16 protein-coding genes and 2 pseudogenes are annotated in these 19,534 nt (G+C 64.6%); 10 read left to right on the forward strand and 8 right to left on the reverse strand.

Annotation, left to right across the window (positions count from 1 at the left end):
• Window positions 1-7 precede the first annotated feature (7 nt).
• The 3 genes and pseudogenes from G6N81_RS11295 to G6N81_RS11305 form a co-directional block, all read right to left on the reverse strand.
• Window positions 8-1,702 (reverse strand): ABC transporter permease, encoded by a 1,695-nt coding sequence (locus G6N81_RS11295; RefSeq protein ID WP_165137004.1) that lies wholly within the window; start codon window positions 1,700-1,702, stop codon window positions 8-10.
• Between the two features lie 80 nt (window positions 1,703-1,782).
• Window positions 1,783-2,454: pseudogene (locus tag G6N81_RS11300) on the reverse strand (ABC transporter ATP-binding protein); the annotation flags it as partial.
• Window positions 2,455-2,625: 171 nt separating this feature from the next.
• Window positions 2,626-3,099: pseudogene (locus tag G6N81_RS11305) on the reverse strand (transposase); the annotation flags it as partial.
• 212 nt (window positions 3,100-3,311) lie between these two features.
• Between G6N81_RS11305 and G6N81_RS11310 the strand changes: the two are divergent.
• Window positions 3,312-3,917 (forward strand): CGNR zinc finger domain-containing protein, encoded by a 606-nt coding sequence (locus G6N81_RS11310; RefSeq protein ID WP_165137010.1) that lies wholly within the window; start codon window positions 3,312-3,314, stop codon window positions 3,915-3,917.
• Here G6N81_RS11310 and G6N81_RS11315 read toward each other — a convergent pair.
• Entirely contained in the window at window positions 3,885-4,757 is an 873-nt protein-coding gene (locus G6N81_RS11315; protein WP_165137013.1) for an HhH-GPD family protein, read from the reverse strand. The genes G6N81_RS11310 and G6N81_RS11315 overlap by 33 nt on opposite strands.
• 142 nt (window positions 4,758-4,899) lie before the next feature.
• On the opposite strand from G6N81_RS11315, the gene G6N81_RS11320 reads away from it, so the two are divergent.
• Window positions 4,900-5,556 (forward strand): hypothetical protein, encoded by a 657-nt coding sequence (locus tag G6N81_RS11320; RefSeq protein WP_165137016.1) that lies wholly within the window; start codon window positions 4,900-4,902, stop codon window positions 5,554-5,556.
• On the opposite strand, the gene G6N81_RS11325 is transcribed toward G6N81_RS11320, so the two are convergent.
• Entirely contained in the window at window positions 5,538-5,990 is a 453-nt protein-coding gene (locus G6N81_RS11325; RefSeq protein ID WP_165137020.1) for a GNAT family N-acetyltransferase, read from the reverse strand. The genes G6N81_RS11320 and G6N81_RS11325 overlap by 19 nt on opposite strands.
• Window positions 5,991-6,013: 23 nt before the next feature.
• On the opposite strand from G6N81_RS11325, the gene truB reads away from it, so the two are divergent.
• From truB to G6N81_RS11345, 4 genes are read left to right on the forward strand one after another with little or no spacing between them, the layout of a single operon-like run.
• On the forward strand, window positions 6,014-6,901 hold the full coding sequence (gene truB / locus G6N81_RS11330; protein WP_165137023.1) for a tRNA pseudouridine(55) synthase TruB: 888 nt from the start codon (window positions 6,014-6,016) through the stop codon (window positions 6,899-6,901).
• Complete coding sequence (locus G6N81_RS11335) at window positions 6,898-7,266, forward strand: hypothetical protein (protein WP_165137026.1); 369 nt, start codon at window positions 6,898-6,900, stop codon at window positions 7,264-7,266. Before truB ends, G6N81_RS11335 begins: the two co-directional genes overlap by 4 nt.
• Before the next feature lie 12 nt (window positions 7,267-7,278).
• Window positions 7,279-7,713: a hypothetical protein gene (locus G6N81_RS11340; protein ID WP_165137029.1), complete on the forward strand. Its 435-nt coding sequence runs from the start codon at window positions 7,279-7,281 to the stop codon at window positions 7,711-7,713.
• 5 nt (window positions 7,714-7,718) lie between these two features.
• Window positions 7,719-8,693, forward strand: a complete 975-nt coding sequence (locus G6N81_RS11345) for a bifunctional riboflavin kinase/FAD synthetase (protein WP_165137918.1) — start codon at window positions 7,719-7,721, stop codon at window positions 8,691-8,693.
• 6 nt (window positions 8,694-8,699) lie between these two features.
• On the opposite strand, the gene deoC is transcribed toward G6N81_RS11345, so the two are convergent.
• Complete coding sequence (gene deoC, locus G6N81_RS11350; protein WP_165137032.1) at window positions 8,700-9,401, reverse strand: deoxyribose-phosphate aldolase; 702 nt, start codon at window positions 9,399-9,401, stop codon at window positions 8,700-8,702.
• 186 nt (window positions 9,402-9,587) lie between these two features.
• Between deoC and G6N81_RS11355 the strand changes: the two genes are divergently transcribed.
• Together G6N81_RS11355 and G6N81_RS11360 are read left to right on the forward strand one after the other, a co-directional pair.
• Window positions 9,588-11,732, forward strand: a complete 2,145-nt coding sequence (locus G6N81_RS11355; protein WP_165137035.1) for a DEAD/DEAH box helicase — start codon at window positions 9,588-9,590, stop codon at window positions 11,730-11,732.
• 77 nt (window positions 11,733-11,809) lie between these two features.
• Window positions 11,810-12,838, forward strand: coding sequence for a 6-phosphofructokinase (locus G6N81_RS11360; protein WP_165137038.1), 1,029 nt, complete (start codon window positions 11,810-11,812; stop codon window positions 12,836-12,838).
• 63 nt (window positions 12,839-12,901) lie between these two features.
• On the opposite strand, the gene G6N81_RS11365 is transcribed toward G6N81_RS11360, so the two are convergent.
• A complete protein-coding gene (locus tag G6N81_RS11365; RefSeq protein ID WP_165137041.1) occupies window positions 12,902-15,022 on the reverse strand; it encodes a S9 family peptidase in 2,121 nt (706 codons plus the stop codon).
• Window positions 15,023-15,058: 36 nt separating this feature from the next.
• On the opposite strand from G6N81_RS11365, the gene G6N81_RS11370 reads away from it, so the two are divergent.
• Window positions 15,059-15,946 carry a phosphodiesterase gene (locus G6N81_RS11370; protein WP_165137919.1) on the forward strand — a complete coding sequence of 296 codons (888 nt, stop codon included), beginning with the start codon at window positions 15,059-15,061 and terminating at the stop codon, window positions 15,944-15,946.
• A 522-nt stretch (window positions 15,947-16,468) separates the two neighbouring features.
• Entirely contained in the window at window positions 16,469-17,914 is a 1,446-nt protein-coding gene (locus G6N81_RS11375) for an aspartate ammonia-lyase (protein ID WP_165137044.1), read from the forward strand.
• Window positions 17,915-17,981: 67 nt separating this feature from the next.
• Here G6N81_RS11375 and glpK read toward each other — a convergent pair whose 3' ends face one another.
• Window positions 17,982-19,496, reverse strand: coding sequence for a glycerol kinase GlpK (gene glpK / locus G6N81_RS11380; protein WP_165137047.1), 1,515 nt, complete (start codon window positions 19,494-19,496; stop codon window positions 17,982-17,984).
• Between the last annotated feature and the right edge of the window lie 38 nt (window positions 19,497-19,534).

Below are 19,534 nucleotides of genomic sequence, written 5' to 3' on the forward strand. Positions count from 1 at the left end.
GCGGCGCTTACGCCGGGATGTCCCGCCGGCGGTAGGTCACAAGTGCGATAACGATCAACACCCCGGCGCCGCCTGAGAGGGCGGCGCCGGCCGTTGTGGCGTCAACGCTGCCGCCGGCTGCTCCCTCGCCCATCAGCGTTGCGGGGACCCACCAGAACGGTGATGCTGCTCGCGCCGCGTCGGGCAAGCCGAGTAGGTCGGCGAACATCATCACAATTGCCGCCCAGCCGATGATGATCCACGCGACGGGAAGAAGCGATGGGCGCCAGGCGTGAAGCGCCGCGGCGAAGGCGATGATGATGGCGAGTGCCGGCAGGTGCCAGGCGGCAAACTCGGCGAAGAGTGCCACCGAGGGGATTCCCGGTGCGTCAGCGAGCACAGCCCCTGCCCAGAGCAACGCCTGGCCGGTGATCATGATGACAGCGGCACCGATCGTCGTCACGATGATCTGGCCGCCCAGCCAGGCTGCTCGTGAGACGCCTCCGGCCAGCGCCATTTCAGTGCGCCCCGAGTGTTCTTCGGCTCCGAGCCGGTGGAGCGATGCGACAGCCCACGACGCGGCTCCGAGGGCGACGAGGAGGAACAGCATCGTGAAGAAGCTCGCGGCGAGGTCGTCTGTGTTGAGCATCGCGGCGTACAGGGGGAACTCCTCGAGCATGCCCATCATCTCTTCGAGTGCGCCCATGATGGTGCCGGATCCGAGCCACAGGAGCCCGAGAGCGAGCGTCGTCCACATCAACCCCATGCGCTGTGTACGCCAGGCGAGTGACGTCGGACCGACAAGCGCAGGAGTGGCGCGCACGCGTCCCGGGCGTGAGGGGATCAGCCCGGCGCCGAAGTCTCGCCGGGCAATGAGAACGGCAGCCACCGCGATCGTGAGGATGGCGGCGGCGGCGATGAGACCGAGGGGCCACCAGCGCAGGTCCACGTAGGCGCGTGTTTGCTGCGCCCACGCGATCGGTGACAACCAGGAGATCCAGGAGGTCGCATCGCTGCCGAGAGCGGGACTTTCGCGGGCGTCTCCGATCGCGCGGAGGGCCGCCGCAGCGCCGAAGACGGCAAGCGAGACGCCGGTCGCTGTTCGTGCGTGTTCTGCCAGTTGTGCGGCGATCAGCGCAACGCCGGCGAACACGCACCCGATGAGCGCGAGCCCTGTGATCAGGGCGACGGTGCTGGCGAGGTCGACCTCGGCGGCCCCCACCAGGATCGTGACCGAGACGATGGTGATGGCGAGGTGCATCAGCAGCACGAGAAGCAGCGCGGCGGCGGGTTGCGCGTAACGGCCCAGGGGCGCGGCGCGGAGAAGTTCCGCGCGCCCGGACTCTTCCTCGGCGCGCGTGTGCCGCACAATTTGCAGAATTGACATGACGGAGAGCGCGCCGACGATCCACAGGGGAGACTCCATGGCGATGGCGGCGCCAACGGTGTAGTTGTCCAGACCGTAGCCAGGACCGGTCATCATGACCATGGCGGGGGAGTGCATCACGAGAGCGCGAGCGTCGAGTTCGTCCCCTCCTCCGAGCTCCGTGAACGCTGCCGCGAAGGCGAGCCACGTCAGAGCGAGGCTGCCGATCCAGACGGCGATGCGTACGCGATCGCGACGGATCGCGAAGCTCAACAGGCGGAGCGTTCCGGTGAAGCGGCTTGCCCGCTGGTAGGTTCCGGCCCGCGCGCGTACGGGGATGGCGACAGGAACAGTCACCGGACGTCCTCCTCGCCATAAAAGCGGAGGAAGAGATCCTCCAGCGACTGCGCGCTACCGCCTGCGCGCGCGGCGGCGAGGCGGAGGTCCGAGAGGGCCCCGTGCTCGACGGTGCGCCCGGCGCGGATGATCGTCACCGTATCGCAGAGTCGTTCCACCTCGGAGAGGATGTGGGAGCTGAGGAGAACCGACGCGCCGCGCTCTTTCGCCTGGTGGATCTCGCGTTGGAAAACGGCCTCCATTAGAGGGTCCAGACCGCTTGTCGGTTCGTCGAGAATGAGGAGTTCGGCGTCGGAGCTGAACGCCGAGATCAGCGCCACTTTTTGCCGGTTCCCCTTCGAGTAGGTGCGTGCTTTCTTCCGCGGGTCCAGCTCGAAGCGTTCGATGAGTTCGTCGCGGCGCGCGCGGTATGCCGTTCCCCGTGTTCCAGAGCGCCCGACGCGCATTCTCGCGAGCAGGTCGATGGCTTCGCCACCCGAGAGGTTTGGCCAGAGCGACACGTCGCCGGGAACGTATGCGAGTCGACGGTGCAGTGACACGGCGTCCCGCCACGGATCGCGGCCGAACAGTGTTGCTGTTCCGCCTGAGGCGCGAAGGAGGCCCAGGAGAACGCGGATCGTCGTGGATTTTCCCGATCCGTTGGGTCCGAGGAATCCGGCGACCTCTCCTGGCTCGACGCTCAGGGTGAGGCCGTCGAGGGCCTTAAATCGGCCAAAGGACTTCTCGAGCCCCGACACGGCGATTGTTGTCATGCGTGGCGTACTCCTTCGCGGGCTTGGTGGACGTCCGGGGCGACGCGTGCTCGGTGTCGGGCGACGCCTCACACGATGAGCATAGGACCGGCGTCGAGCTGGCGGGCACGTATGGGTGGTGCGTGTGCCAACTATTCGATACTGTAACTTTCGTTTAGGGGCCCTTCGGAATCAAGGGTGTAGTTGGGGTCTGAATCCGCCGGTTTCGAGCAGGCTCCTGGCGATGTAGTTGGTGAGGTTTCTGAAGCCGAGTGCGGAGCCGCGGAGGTGTTCGAGTCGGCCGTTGATGGCCTCAGTGGGCCCGTTCGATGTGCCAGGGCGGTCGAAAAACGCGAGCACGTCGGCGGCGGCGGTCTGGAACCCGCTGAACCCGTCCATCGCGACCACCTCGATCCGCTGGGACCACTCCTTCGGGCGCGCGGCGAGCCATTGCGTGAACACCGCCTTCGAGCGGCCCTCGGCGAGGATCGCAGTGTTCGCGGTATGCCACGACACCCCGAGACCCGCGGCGGCGCGGCTCACGGTGAGGTGATCCACGACGACCGCCGTCAGTGTCCAGCCGAGCCCGCCACGAGAGATCTTCGCGCGAGGCGCCGCGGCCTTCGACGTGTCCTGCCGCCACGTCTTCCCGCAGTGCCCGCAGCGCCCATCGCACGAGCCGCGCCGACGACCCCTGCACCCGGGGTGACGGATAATCCGGGAGCGCTTGCCCCGACGGGAGCAGAAGGGCGCTCAGCCACGCCGATGGTCGCCCTCGCGCTGGTCTCCGTCGGTCTCCTGATGCTCACGTTGCATCGACGGTTGGGGCGACACCAACGGTCCTGACTCTGCAACTGGAACCAGCTAAAGTGGTTCCCATGGCATCCTCGATTGCCGCGCGCGCACATGAGGCGTTCCGTCTGGACAACGATCGGCTCGCTTTTCGGCTCACGGCGACCCTGAGCGACCGCGGAAGCGACGCCCCACAGGAGCGGCTAACCGATCCTGCGCGCCTCGAGCTGTGGCTGGGAGCATGCGAACTCGCACCGGAACGCGACGCGACAGACGCCGATCTCTCGCGTGCGATCCAACTGCGCGAGGCGATTTACCGTGCGGGATTCTTGGCAACGCGGGGCGAACGTGACTCCACGGCCGAGCGCCAGCTCAACCGATCCGCGGCCTGGGGGCACCCGGTTCCCAACCTCCAGCACGGGCGACGCACGTGGCTGCTCACCGGCACCGACTCCATCGCTGATTCCCTCGCGGTGATCGCGCGAGACGCCATCGATGTCATCGGGGGCGCGCAAGAAGGGCGCATCAAGGTGTGTTCCAACGCTCTCTGTCTCGGGCTCTTCGCCGACACCAGCCGCGGAGCTAACCGCCGGTGGTGCTCAATGAACACCTGCGGCAATCGCGCGAAAAAAGCCCGTATCCGTGGCAAACGGCAGACGCTACCGCGGAAGGAAGAAGACGTCACCGTCTGATTCGATGAGTCCGTCCGCTAAGAGGCTCAGGAACGCTCGGTCGCGTTGGCCAGCGTCGGGCCAATCGATGAGGATCGCGTCGTGCGGAACGGGCTCGGGAGCCGCATCGCGGAGCGCGCGCAGAACCCGCCCACGAGCCTGTCGGTCGCTTCCCTCATAAGCCGCCTGCTTCTTCCGTGTGTCGGGGGTGGCGGGAGAACCTGCCGCCACCCATGCGCACATGTCTCGCACGGGGCACTCGCCGCAGCGTGGTGATCGCGCCGTGCACACGACCTGGCCGAGTTCCATCGCAGCGGCATTCATCAGAGCGGCCTCTGCGGCCGATTCAGGCAATTCCGCCTCCATCTGCTCCAGATCGCGCCGATGAGCGGGGCCGGGATGGGCGGTACCGTTAAGCGCGCGAGCCAAAACCCGGCGCGTATTCGTGTCGACAACGGGATGTCGATCTCCGTACGCAAACACGGCAACCGCTCGCGCCGTATAGTCGCCGATCCCCGTCAGTGCCAGAAGATCATCGACGTCGCGCGGAACGACCCCGCCGTGGTGATCCCGGATTTGGACCGCGGCCCGGTGTAGCCAGAGCGCCCTCCGCGGATATCCGAGATTTGCCCAGTGCGTGACGGCCTCGGCGGCAGGCGCATCCGCGAGATCGGTCGGGGTCGGCCAGCGCTTCAACCACGTCTCGAGGAGCGGGATGACACGCGCGACGGGCGTCTGCTGCAGCATGAATTCGCTGACGAGCGTGCCCCACGCGCTGAAATTTTCGTGCCGCCATGGGAGATCTCTGGCTGACCGCCGATACCAGGGCACAAGGGCGTCTGCGAGGGAGTGCGCGGGCATCCTCACATGGTATGTCCGGGACATCGTTGTCGAACGGATGTTATATCGGTCGCTTTCGTGACCGTTCTGTTTCATTAGGGGCGTAACGTCCTGTGAGTCAGAACGACAAGCGCGTATGGGGAGCGTGCGGCACGGAGGAGATATGAAACGCACGATTCTGCATCGAGCGAGCGCGGCACTCGTCGCGCTGGTCGTTGGCGCCGCGATCGCGGGCTGCACGTCCCAGGTGCCGTCCCTGCCGGAAGATCCGACACCGGCCACAAGCAATCTGCGGGGGCAAACCACGTTGCCCACCCCGCAGGCCTCGGAAGAATCGCACGTTCCGAATGATCCGAGCGATTCCGACACGTGGGTCGTGACGACAAACGCGATTGGCCCCGTTGAGCTCCACAGCGATTCGGAGGGGGCGCTGCGCGAGATTCGTCGCACCAGTATCGGCCCGGTGTGCGAGGGCGTCGCCTACGGTTACGCGGATGACAACGCCTACGACATCATGATCATCGAGGACCGGGAAGAAGACACCGGCGAGGTCGTCGAGATCAGTATCGGATGGAACGGCGACACGATGGGGGTCGGCCCCCGAACGCTCGAGGGCCTTGGTCTGGGCTCCACCAAGCGTGAGGTGCTCGCCGCCTATGACACCGCGGAGGAACAGGAATCCGCGATCGTCGGACGTTCGTTCGTTCGCATCTCGAACGGCTCCGGCAACATCGTCTTTTCGTACGTCGACGGAAATGAAGGTGCCGTTTCCGTTTCGGTCACGGGCGAAGAAGAACCCGCCTACGAGCCCTGCGCATAGACCATCGGGACGTGTGGGATGCCGTCCTCGAGGAACTCCGGCCCGTCCTGCTGAAAGCCGAACCCGCCGTACCAGTGCGCCAGGTGTGACTGGGCGTCGAGCCGGATCACCTGGCCGGACGATCGGCTGATCGCTTCGCGCATCAGCGTGGCCGCAAGGCCTTGGCCGCGCTGTGCCGCAGACGTCGCGACACGGCCGATGCGTGCGTCCAGGCCATCCTGCAGAAGCCGAATCGTCGCCGCGAGTTCTCCGTCCTGCTCGATCCACAGCAGCACGGCGTCTTCTTCGAGCTCCCGGCCGTCGAGCTCCGGGTACGCGCAGGTCTGCTCGACGACAAAGACATCGACGCGGAGACGGAGCAGGCGGTAGAGCACGGCCGGGTCCATATCGCGCACATGGGAAGCGCGGACGGAGATCTCGGAGGGAGAGGACATTCCGCCAGAATAGGCTGGTGGGTATGGCCGAATCCGGGATTCTCCTCGTCGACAAGCCGCAGGGCATCACGAGTCACGACGTCGTTGCGAAATCGCGCCGTGCGCGGGGAACGCGCAAGGTCGGACACGCCGGCACCCTCGACCCCATGGCGACAGGTTTGCTGCTTGTGGGGGTTCAGGACGCCACGCGTTTGCTGACCTACATCGTTGGCCTCGGAAAGACCTACTCCGCCACGATTCGGCTGGGGCAGACAACAACAACGGATGATGCCGATGGCGACGTTCGCGAATCGACGGATGTCAGCGCAATCGACCACGCAGCGATCCTCGCGGGCATCGCGAAACTGACGGGCGAGATATCTCAGGTGCCGAGTACCGTTTCGGCCATCAAGGTCGACGGCAAGCGAGCCTACGACCGCGTGCGCGCGGGCGAAGAAGTCGTGTTGAAAGCGCGTGACGTCACGATCTCCCGGTTCGACGTCATCGACGTGCGATGTGATGAGAACACGATTGACGTTGATGTGGAAGTGGACTGCTCTTCCGGCACCTACATCCGCGCCCTTGCCCGCGACCTCGGGGCCGATCTGGGCGTCGGCGGACACCTCACGCGGCTGCGGCGCACGCACATCGGTCTGTTCGACGTCGCCGATGCCGTCACGATCGACGGCCTCGAGGACGCACCGCTGCTCACTCCGGCCGAGGTCGCATCCACGGTTCTTGGCGGGGTTCAGGTTACCGAGGAGCTCGCCCGCGACCTTCGCCACGGCAAGCGCGTTGACGCACCGCACCGCTTCGAGGGGGCGCGTGCGGCGATCGATCCGGCGGGCCGTCTTGTCGGCATCGTCGAGCGTCGGGGGGCCACTATGAAGAGCACGATGAACATGCCAGAGCACCAGGAGAACGACCGATGATTCTCGGATTCACGATCGCACAGGTCGTCGTTGCCGGCCTCGCCGGTCTGCTCTGCATCGCCATCGGCCTTGCTGGACGTCGCCCCGGAGACGTTTCGGTTGGAGCCATAGCGCTCGTGCAACTGATGCTTGTTGCCCAGATCGTCGTTTCGATCGTTGCGCCGTTTGTCGGCAATAACGCCACCGGAAGCGTTCTCGAGTTCTGGGCGTATCTGATCACCGCGGCGATGCTACCGATCGGGGGCATCGTCTGGGCATTCATCGATAGAACGCGCTGGAGCGTTGTCGTGATGGGCGTGCTGTCCCTTGCGGTAGCGGTGATGGTCTACCGCATGCACGTTATTTGGACAATTCAGGGAGCGTAAGATCGAGCCGCTATGACTGACGCCGCTCAGACCGCCCCCGCGCGTTCGCGCCGGATGACAGGGCTCGGAACCGTTCTCGTCTTTCTCTATGCCGTGATGGCGCTTGCGGCAACAGGCCGCTCGGTTGTGCAGATCATTGAACGCTTTGCCGAAGCCCCGGTTCCGTATACGCTCAGCGCGGCTGCCGCCATTGTGTACGTTCTCGCGACGGTCGCGCTTCTCGTATCGAAGAGCCCTACGTGGTACCGCATCGCATGGATTGCCGTGTGCTTCGAGCTGGCAGGTGTTCTGATCGTCGGAACGCTAAGCTGGGCCGTTCCCGACATCTTCCACGCCGAGGCCACGGTCTGGACACTGTATGGAAGCGGCTATTTCTGGGTTCCGCTGGTGTTGCCGTTCCTGGGCATCTGGTGGCTTGTCACGCACCGGCCACCCCGGGCGGTGTGACTCGCATGAATGTTTTCCGCTCGCCCGAAGAGATTCCCGCCGGCTACGGGCCCTCAGTTGTCGCGATCGGCAAGTTCGACGGCCTTCACGCCGGACACAGGGCGATCATCGACAAGCTGATGGTGGACGCCGCGTCACGCGATGCGCGGGCCGTTGCCGTGACGTTTGACCGCAACCCGCTTGCGACAATCGCTCCGGAGAAATGCCCGGAGTCCCTCGTCAGCCCTGAGCAGAAGCTCGACCTGCTGACCCAGACGGGGCTTGATGCCACGCTCATGCTGACCTTCGATGATGCCCTCGCGGCTCTTCCCGCCGAACAATTCGTCCAACGTGTTCTCCTCGGTGCCTTGGAGACGAGCCGCGTGCTGGTGGGGAAGGACTTCCGCTTTGGTCGCGGGGGAGCGGGAGATGTTGACCTGCTCCGGCGCATGGGGGAGGAACACGGTTTTGTGACGTCGGTGATTGACGATGTCGCAAGCGCGGCGCTTCCCGGAGAGAACACCGGCCGGCGCGTGTCATCGACCTGGGTGCGCGAACTCCTGGAACAGGGCGAAGTTGAACGAGCGGCCAAACTGCTCGGCCGCTCCCACGCTGTGCGCGGCGAGGTTGTTCGTGGGTTGCAGCGGGGCAGGGAGCTTGGTTTCCCGACCGCGAACCTCGAGCGGGAATCAGCGGGGTTTGTCCCGGCAGACGGCGTGTACGCGGGATGGCTCGTTGTGCGGCGTCCCATCGGGCAGCTGGGCAGTGGGTCGCGCTATCCCGCCGCGATCTCGGTCGGAACGAATCCGACGTTCGACGATGTTCCCGCCCGCGTCGTCGAAGCGCATGTCATCGATCGCACGGATCTCGACCTCTATGGCGTCACCGTCGACGTTGAGTTCGTCGCGCGCATCCGCGGGATGGAGGCATTCGACGGCCTTGACGCGCTGATCGCGCGGATAGCGGCGGATGTGGAAGACACCCGCCGCCTTCTCGCATAACGGGCTTTAGTACGAGCTGGTGTCCTCTGCTCCGGCCTCACCGTCGCGCAGAGCCTGCAGAATCGTGGCGCTGGCGCTTGTGCCAAGTCGTGTTGCGCCTGCTTCGAGCATCGCGACAGCCGAGTCGAGGCCGCGAACACCGCCCGATGCCTTGACCTGGGTCGTTGTGACGTTGTCGCGCATGATCATCACGTGCGGAACGGTTGCGCCGCCGCCAGCGAAGCCGGTTGACGTCTTGACGAACGTCGCACCGCCCTGTTCGGTCAGCCGCGAGCCGCGCGCGATCTGTTCGTCATCGAGGAAGCTGGTCTCGAGGATCACCTTGGTGACGAGACCCTCTGCAGCCGCGACAACGGCGCGGATGTCGGCGAGCACGCGCTCATCGTCACCGTCGAGCAGCGCTCCGATGTGGACGACCATGTCGAACTCGGTTGCGCCATCTGCCTGAGCCTGATGCACTTCGGCGACCTTCGCGGCCGTCGAGGTCGTGCCATGGGGGAATCCGATTACGGTTCCCACCGCGACGCCGGTCCCTGCGAGGCGGCTTGTGGCGTACGCCACATCGGACGGGCGGACGCAGACGCTGAACACGCCCCACTCCGCGGCAATGTCGAGTTCGTGGTCGACCTCCGCACGGGTGAGATTGGGCTTGAGGATCGCGTGATCGATCGTTGCCGCGACCATTTTCTCGGTGAACTGGGGTGCCATGATCACAGGCTACCCGCGCGAGTATCAGGAAGAACCCCGCGCATGGCGTAGACTGTGCGTGTTACCGCGGCGCACTTCACCGGATTCTCCGGTTCGCGCAGGTCCACGGCTGGTCTCGCAGCGCCCGCGACGCACGATCTCACAGCCCGCAGGCGCCGGCCCGCGGTGATCAGGCTCAGGAGGAGCATGCCGACTACGGCACCCGCGCGACAGCGCAAGAAGTCCTCGTCCGCACGCCGCGACGACGAGGCGCCCATCATCCCCATTCTCGCGCGCAAAGTGCGAGAGGTTGAGCAGAAGGCTCAGAAGAACAAGCTGGGCCCGACTAATCGGGTGAAGTTCCAGGTGATCGCCTTCCTCGTTCGCGAGGAGCGCGCCAGGGTCAAGGGCGATGAGAGCGTCTCTGACGGCACGCGCGCCGAACTGCTGAAGCGACTCGATGGCGTTGCCACGATCCTCGCGAAGACGGCAGCGCGCGACACGTCCCTCATCCAGCTTCTCGAGGTGGATCAGGCGACCACTCCTGTTGCGAAGCGTATGCGTCGTGACTGGCTACTGGAGGCCGGCGTTGATCTCGCACCGGAAGAGCTCGTCATCGACGATGCGAAGCCGAAGACTGCCGAGACAGCGGGCCCGGCGATCGTGTCGGAGCGCGCGGTGCGCCCCGAGCAGGTGGACGCCAGGGTCGAGTCGAACCCCTTCCTCGCCCCGGATTTGTCGAAGGCCTCGGCCTGCGATCATCCCCGTCGTCGTTTGGATGGCTGGGAGCTGATGGGCCCGCTGTACAAGGCATTCGCCCTAGGCTCCGGTGGCGGCTCGGCCGTGATGCCGTTGCCTCCCGTTCCTGAGTTCGATCGTCTTTCGCCGCGCGGTCTTGCGATCATGCCGCACCAGTCGCGCATGCTGGAATCGGTGCGCGAGGGCCACCGGAGCTTCCTGCTCGCCGACGAGCCGGGCCTCGGTAAAACGGCGCAGTCGGTTCTCGCGGCATCGGTGGCAAACGCGTATCCGCTCGTTGTGGTCGTCCCGAACGTCGTCAAGATGAACTGGGCCCGCGAGGTGCAGCGCTGGACGCCGCAGCGTCGCGCAACCGTGATCATGGGCGATGGCAAAGACGTTGACGCCTTTGCTGACGTGTTCATCATCAACTACGAGATTCTCGACAGGCACATCGGCTGGCTGGCCGAGATCGGCCTCAAGGGCATGGTCGTTGATGAGGCGCACTTCATTAAGAACCTCTCCTCGCAGCGTTCGCAGAATGTGCTTGCGCTGGCGCAGCGCCTGCGGGATACGGTGCCGAACCCGCTGATGATGGCGCTCACGGGAACGCCCCTGATCAACGACGCCGAGGACTTCGACGCCATCTGGCGTTTCCTCAACTGGGCAGACGGCACAAAGCCGGGTGACCAGCTCATGGAACGGCTGGATTCCACCGGCTACACCCCGGCGGACAAGGCGTTTTATCCCGCTGCACGCCAGGCCGTGATCGATCTCGGCATTGTGCGTCGCCGCAAGAAGGACGTCGCGAAGGACCTTCCCGACAAGCTCGTTGCCGATATGCCCGTTCAGCTGGACGATGAGTTCGGCCGTTCGATTGCAAAGGCGGAGCGCGAGCTCGCGCGCCGTCTGGCAGACAGGTACCGCCGCATTCTCGAGGCCCGCGGTGACCGCGGCCTCGCGCCAGGCGAGATCGACGAAGACATCGTGCAGCTCGTCGCTCACGGTGAGCTCGAAGAAGCCAAGGCAAAGGACGCCACGGGCGATAACGTGTTCTCCATGGTCCGCCGAATCGGTCAGGGAAAGGCATCCCTCGCCGCCGACTACGCCGCCCAGCTGCAGCGTTCCGTCGGCAAGGTTGTCTTCTTCGCGAAGCACATCGACGTCATGGACACCGCGGAACGCACGCTCGCCGAGGCCGGTGTGAAGACCGTCTCGATCCGGGGCGAGCAGACTGCTGTTGCTCGGCAGGCGGCGATTGACGCGTTCAACGAAGATCCCGCTGTTGGCGTCATCGTGTGTTCGCTCACGGCTGCCGGCGTCGGCGTCAACCTGCAGGCGGCGTCGAACGTTGTTCTTGCCGAGCTCAGCTGGACAGCTGCGGAGCAGACGCAGGCGATCGACCGCGTTCATCGCATCGGCCAGGACGAGCCTGTCACGGCATGGCGCATCATCGCGGCAAACACGATCGACACCAAGATCGCCGAGCTTATCGACCAGAAGGAAGGCCTCGCAGCCCGAGCCCTCGACGGTGAGCAGACCAGCGATGCTCCGGTTGAGTCCGTTCAGCTGGCTGCCCTCAAGGCTCTTCTGCGCGACGCGCTCCAGACATAGCTCGCGGACATCTCCGGGACACCGGGATTTCTTCGTGACGACGTTCATGCACCATCGGAAGGAATAGGCTCGACACTATGAAGATCGGGATCCTCACCTCGGGCGGCGACTGCCCCGGATTGAACGCGGTGATCCGCGGCGCTGTGCTCAAGGGCACGCGCAAGTACGACATTGAGTTCATCGGTATTCGCGACGGCTGGCGCGGCCTTGTCGACGCAGATTTCTTCCCCCTGGAGCGTCGCGACGTCAAGGGGCTGTCGAAGGTGGGCGGCACGATTCTCGGAACCAGCCGCACGAACCCCTACGAGGGCGACCGCGGCGGCGCCGAGAACATCAAGAAGACCCTGTGGGGACACAAGATCGACGGTGTGATCGCGATCGGCGGCGAGGGCACTCTCGCAGCGGCCAACCGTCTGCACAACGACGGCATCCCGATGATCGGCGTTCCGAAGACCATCGACAACGACCTGCGCGCCACCGACTACTCGTTTGGTTTCGACACGGCGGTCAACATTGCCCAGGAGGCCATGGACCGCCTACGCACAACTGGTGATTCGCACCAGCGCTGCATGGTGGCAGAAGTGATGGGCCGACACGTCGGCTGGATCGCGCTGCACTCCGGTATGGCTGCCGGTGCGCACATCATCTGCATCCCCGAGGTGCCTCTGACAATCGACGAAATCGCCGAGCGCGTCACCGATGCGGCAGAGCGTGGCCGCGCGCCCCTCGTTGTCGTGGCCGAGGGCTTCAAGCTCAAGGGCCAGGACGAGGCCTACAGCGATAAGGGCCTCGACGCCTTCAACCGTCCGCGCCTGGGCGGCATCGGCGAGGTTCTCGCCCCGCTCATCGAAGAGATGACGGGCATCGAGACGCGCTCGACCGTTCTCGGACACATTCAGCGGGGCGGCTCGCCCTCCGGCTTTGACCGCGTTCTCGCAACGCGCCTCGGTCTGCACGCGGCCGACGCCGTTGTTGACGGTGCCTGGGGCCAGATGGTCGCCATGAAGGGCACAGAAATCGAGCGCGTCGACTTCGCAGAAGCCCTCGGGGAGCTCAACGGCGTTCCGATGCACCGCTACGAAGAGGCCGCAGCGCTCTTCGGCTGATCGGCGCCACACCCACAGAAGGAGGGCCGGAAGCGAATCGCTTCCGGCCCTCCTTCTGTGTCCCTACTCCTCGATGCCGAGGGTGTCGAGCATCCATGCCAACTGGTAGGCGCGTTCCTTCCACGCGTTGTATCGGCCGGAGACGCCGCCGTGCCCGGCCACCATCTCGCATTTCATCAGCGCATCGGCCCCGGCCTCGCGCAGACGCTGCACCCACTTCGCGGGTTCGACGTAATACACGCGAGTGTCGTTGAGCGATGTCATCGCCAGGATCTTCGGATAGTGCGCGTCGTCTCGCACGTTCTCGTACGGGGAATACCCCTTCATGTACTCATAGAACGATGCATCGTGCAGAGGATCGCCCCATTCCTCCCATTCGATGACAGTGAGGGGAAGGGAAGGATCGAGGATCGTCGTCAGGGCATCGACGAAGGGGACGTCCGCGAGAATACCGCCGAACAGCTCAGGCGCAAGGTTCGCCACTGCGCCCATCAAGAGCCCTCCGGCGGAGCCGCCTTCCGCAATGATCTGAGCGGGGGTCGTGTAACCACGATTGACGAGGTACCTGGCCACGTCGACGAAGTCGGTGAAGCTATTGCGCTTGTTCTTGAGCTTCCCGTTTTCGTACCATGCCCGTCCCATTTCGCCGCCGCCACGAACGTGGGCGACGGCGAAGACCACGCCACGGTCGAGCATCGACAGGCGGGCCGTGGAGAAGGCCGGATCGATGGAGTGCTCGTATGCGCCGTAGCCGTACATGTGTACGGGCCGGGGCGCCTCTCCGGGCTCGCCGAATGACCGCTTCCAGACGAGGGAGACGGGAATCTGCGTGCCATCGTCAGCGTTCGCCCAGAGCCGCTTTTGGCCGTACTCATCGGGGGAGTAGCCACCGAGCACCGTCGAACGCTTCAGAAGGCGCAGTTCCTGTGACGCGACGTGGTAGTCGTACAGCGTTCCGGGCGTTGTGAACGAGCCGAAGTGAACGCGAACGGTGGGCTGCGCCCATTCGGGGTTGCCCGCTGCTCCCGCCGTGTAGAGAGGCTCGTCGAAGGCAATCTCGTGAATGTCGTGAGACGAGTAGTCCATGATGCCGATGCGGGGAATACCTCCCTCGCGGTACTCAACGATCGCATAGTCCCGCAGACAGTCGACGTCTTCGAGACGCACACCGGGCCGGTGCGGGATGATCACCTCGGGCTCCGCGCTCTCATCGTCAAGGGGGAGGCGGATGAGTTGGAAGTCTTGTGCGTCCTGGTTGTGCAGCACGTACAGCCAGTCGCGCCCGTCGATCACGGCGTGGTCAACGGAAAACTCGACCCGATCTTCGCGATCAAAAACATCGATCGAAGCGACGTCTTCGTCGCCGGCGTAGAGCCGGGCAACATCTTCCGTGCGGATCAGCGCGATCTCGGTCGTTGTATTTGATGCCGACGCGATTTCCAAGAACGCGTCGGAACGCGTGAACCCTGATCCCACCCAGAACGACTCGTCCGGTTCGTGGAAGATCTCCACATCGTCGTCGCGGCTCGGATCACCGACGCGGTGAAGCCACACCCGATCGGGGCGCCAAGCGTCGTCGACCGTGGTGTACAGAATGAAGGCGCCATCGGGCGTGAAACGGGCTCCCGCGCCGATGCCTTCCAGAACGTCGGGCAGCGCCTCGCCCGTGGCGATGTCACGCACGCGCACCGTGTACCGCTCATCGCCGAGGACATCGGCGCCCCACAGCATGCGGGATCCGTCCTTTGTCACGCTGAAGGCCCCGAGTGAGAAGAACTCTTCGCCCTCTGCCTCGACGTTGGCGTCGAGGAGCACCTGTTCGCCCGGAACGTCCGTTTCCGCGGACAACTTCGGCGGTGTCCAATCGTCCGTCCCCGCAATCGGAGCGCGGCACTGCAAACCGTACTGTTTGCCCTTCATCGAACGGCCGTAGTACCACCACTCGCCCTGACGAACGGGGACCGACAGGTCGGTCTCCTTCACCCGGCGCTTGATTTCCTCGAAGATCATCTCGCGCAATGGCGCAAGGTGCGCGAGAGCGGCATCGGCGTGTGCGTTTTCGGCCTCGAGGTGGGCGATAACCTCCGGGGATTCCTTCTTTCGCAGCCACTCATACGGGTCCTCGAACGAATCCTCGTGATGAGTACGAATATGCGGGACCTTGTTCGCGATGGGAGCAGTCACCTCACCACGGTAATCGACGCCGGTACGCTCGGTGCCATGCAACTCGGTCAGCACGCGCCCGCGTCGCGCACGGTCGTCCACATCAGCGATACGCACCTGCTCGCGGCGAACACACCGCTCGGCGGTCAATATGACACTCTGGGCAATCTTGAGCGTCTTCTGGCGCGCGTCGAGCGAACGGGTACCGCTGACGCGATCGTGTTCACGGGCGATCTGACCGACTTGGGCGAAGCCGACGCCTATGCCAGTCTCCGGAGCGCTGTATCCCCGGTGGCGCAGCGGATGGGCGCCGAGGTTGTGTGGGTCGCGGGCAATCACGATGAGCGTGCCCCCATGCGCGCGGGCCTGCTCGGCGGTCCAGCCGACGAGTCGCCCATCACCTCGGTTACCGACGTTGGAGGCTTGCGCATCGTCGCGATTGACTCGACCGTTCCGGGCTGGCACCACGGCGAAATCGGGGCCGAGCAGTGCGCGTGGCTGGAGGAGGTTCTCGCGGAGCCCGCTCCGCTGGGCACGATTCTGGCGATGCATCATCCACCGCTGCCCAGCCATGTGCCGTTGTTCGACATTCTTGAGTTGCGGGACCAGGGGGCGCTTGCTGAGGCTGTCCGCGGTACCGACGTTCGCGCCATTCTGGCCGGGCACCTGCACTACTCGCTGGCAGGAACATTCGCGGGAATTCCGACATTCGTGGCGTCGGCGTCGTGTTACACGATGGATGTTTCGCTTCCGGGGCAGCGTGTCAACGGAATGGACGCGGGGCAGTCGTTCCACCTGATTCACGTCTATGACGATCAGATCACGTCGACGACGGTGCCCGTTGCGTCCTCCGAGGTGGGGGAGTATTTTTCGCCCGCGTGGTACGCGGCGATGGCGGCGATGACACCAGACGAACGGCTGGATGCCTTCTCCCGGAAGCGGTGATGCTGCACCTTATGCCGTGACGGGCTGGTCGCCCGAAGCTCCCGGAGATGCCCCTTTTGTCCGAGCCGAGCCGAGCCGAGCCGAGCCGTGAACGTGGTGACGGAGACGGCGATCAGGATGACGATCGCGAGGAGCGCGATCATGCTCCAAGACACAGCGGGGGACGAGACGTCCACCGTGACGGCATCGAGCGGTTGAGCGCCGATTCCGACCGCGGCGGGGGCAACCGTCAGCGCACCGGAAATCCAGCCGAGGGGAGCAATGCCACGGATCTCTCGTGTCAGCTGCACGGCATCACCCGGCAGAACTTCCCCCGTTTCGCGCGCGGTTGTCGAAACGCGCGCGAGACCTGCCGGGCCGTCGAGCGAGACGGCATCCTCCGCTTTCAACACGGAGGTTTTCGAGGAGCTCAGCGCGTCCCAGAAAGCGCAAACCGCCTGACGTCGCGTGTGGGAGAGCGCCTTTCTGTGATTCACCTCACCGCTGTGTGTGTCGCGGTGTGAGCAGGCGTAGCGTTCTTCTATGGAATCCGCGAAGACGCGTATCGAATCCGACTCTCTTGGCGCACGGGATATTCCCGCACACGCCTATTGGGGGATCCACACTCTCAGGGCCAGAGAAAACTTCGACATCACGAAGCGCCCGATCTCGGTATACCCCGAGCTCGTCACGGCGCTTGCGATGGTCAAACAGGCCGCCGCGAGGGCCAATCGCGACTTGGGTGTGCTCAGCGAAAAAAAGGCCGACCTGATCGATCAGGCGGCGCAGCGGGTGATTGATGGCGAGTTCCACGAGGAGTTCTGCGTCGGCGTTATTCAGGGCGGCGCCGGAACCTCGACGAACATGAACGCCAACGAGGTCATCACGAACATCGCGCTCGAGATGGCGGGCCGAGAAAAGGGTGATTACGACTTCCTTTCGCCGAACGATCACACGAATCGCTCGCAGTCAACGAACGATGTGTACCCGACGGCCGTCAAGATCGCGATTCTTCTTGCCCATGTCGCTGCCCTCGAGGAGCTCGACGCCCTGCGCAAGGCTTTTGCACAGAAGGGCAATGAGTTCCACGACATTCTGAAGGTCGGGCGAACACAGCTGCAGGACGCCGTTCCGATGACGCTCGGTCAGGAGTTCCGCGGCTTTGCATCGTCGCTCGGAGCTGATTGGTATCGCCAGACCGAGAACTCGAACCTGCTTCTCGAAATCAACATGGGTGCGACGGCCATCGGAACGGGCATCACCGTTCATCGCGGGTACGCCGAAGCTGTGCGCGCGCATCTGGCTGCGATATCCGGGTTGCCCCTGCGCACCGCCCCCGACCTCATCGAGGCAACGAGTGACACCGGCTCCTTCATGTCGTTCTCCGGGTCGATCAAGCGCACCGCGATCAAGCTCTCAAAGATCTGCAATGACCTGCGTCTGCTGTCCTCCGGTCCGCAGGCAGGGTTCGGGGAGATCAACCTTCCCGCGCGCCAGGCCGGGTCCAGCATCATGCCGGGGAAGGTGAACCCCGTCATCCCCGAGGTCGTCAACCAGGTGGCATTTTCGATCGCCGGCGCCGACACAACCGTCACCATGGCGGTCGAAGCGGGGCAGCTGCAGCTGAACGCCTTTGAGCCCGTTATCGCGCACTCGCTGCTGCAGTCCATCGTCTGGCTCAGACAAGCCATGATCATGCTTCGAGAGCACTGCGTTCTCGGCATCACGGCCAACACCGAGAGGCTCGGAGCCATGGTCGGAGCGAGCGTTGGCGTGATCACGGCGCTGACGCCGTTCATCGGATACTCCTCGGCGGCGGCTCTAGCTAAGACGGCACTGCTGACGAACAAGAGCGTTGCAGATCTCGTGGTCGACGCGGGTCTGATGGAGCGCCATGAGGTCGAAAAGCAGCTGAGGCCCGAGCGGCTCTCGGGCCTCGAGCCAATCACGACGGCCGTTTCGGTTATCGCGCCGGAGGATCTGCCGTAGAACAGCGGGAAACGCGGATGGGCGGGGAAGAAAGATCTTCCCCGCCCATCCGCGTTTCTGCCGTGCGTTACTTCACGTCGTCGTCCACCCAGTCCATCGACTTCTCGATGGCCTTGCGCCAGAGGCGCAGCGTGCGCTCCGACTCTTCGGCGGGCATGGACGGCTCCCAGCGGCTGTCCTCCTGCCAGTTCTCCGACACCTCGTCGAGGTCCGCCCAGTAGCCGGTTGCCAGGCCAGCAGCGTAGGCAGCCCCCAGCGCCGTTGTCTCGGCCACAACCGGGCGAACAACCGGAACCCCGAGAATGTCCGCCTGGAACTGCATGAGCGTGTCGTTGGCGACCATGCCGCCGTCCACGCGAAGCTCCGTCAGGGTGACGCCGGCGTCGGCGTTCACCGCATCGAGAACGTCACGCGTCTGGAAGGCAACAGCCTCGAGCGCGGCGCGAGCGATGTGTCCCTTGTTGGCGTAGCGCGTCAGGCCGACGATGGCACCGCGCGCGTCGGGGCGCCAGTACGGGGCGTACAGTCCCGAGAAAGCCGGAACAATGTAAACGCCACCGTTGTCGTCGACGCCCTTGGCGAGCACCTCGACCTCCGGTGCTTCGTTGATGAGCCCGAGCTGGTCGCGCAGCCACTGGATGAGCGATCCCGTCACGGCGATCGAACCTTCGAGCGCATACTGCACGGGGGCGTCGCCCAGCTTGTAGCCGACGGTTGTCAGCAGACCGTTCTTCGAAACGACCTTCTCTTCGCCCGTCTGGAAGATGAGGAAGTTTCCGGTGCCGTACGTGTTCTTGCTTTCACCCGCGTAGAACGCGGCCTGGCCGAATGTTGCGGCCTGCTGGTCGCCGAGAATGCCGGCGATCGGCGTTTCGCGCAGCAGCGACGAGTCCTCTGCGTATCCGTAGACCTCGGACGAGGAACGGATCTCCGGAAGCATCGACAGCGGAACGCCGAACTCCGCGAGAATGTCCTCGCGCCATTCGAGCGTCTCGAGGTCCATGAACAGGGTCCGCGATGCGTTGGTGACGTCGGTCACGTGAACGCCGCCGTCAACACCGCCCGTGAGGTTCCACAGCACCCAGGTGTCCGTTGTGCCGAAGATGAGGTCGCCGGCTTCGGCCCGCTCGCGAGCGCCATCGACGTTCTCGAGAATCCAGGCGATTTTCGTGCCGGAGAAGTAGGTGGCCAGCGGAAGGCCGACGATCTCCTTGTAGCGGTCGACGCCTTCGTCGCCCGCGATGCGGTTGACGATGTCCTGCGTGCGGGTGTCCTGCCACACGATGGCGTTGTAGACGGCCTTACCGGTGGTCTTGTCCCACACAACAGCGGTCTCACGCTGGTTCGTGATGCCGATCGCCTTGATCTGGTGGCGCGTCAGGTCGGCGCGGCTCAGCGCGAGGCCGATGACCTCCTGCACGTTGTGCCAGATCTCAGCGGGGTCGTGCTCCACCCATCCTGCGCGCGGAAGGATCTGCTCGTGTTCCTTCTGCCCAACGGAGACGATGGTGCCGGTCTTGTCGAAAATGATGGCGCGCGACGAGGTCGTGCCCTGGTCGATTGCGAGAATGTATTCGCCCATGGGGTGATTCTCCTTTGAATGCATTGTTTTCGGTCGGA

This window comes from Microbacterium amylolyticum (genome assembly GCF_011046975.1).
Classification (GTDB): Bacteria; Actinomycetota; Actinomycetes; order Actinomycetales; family Microbacteriaceae; genus Microbacterium; species Microbacterium amylolyticum.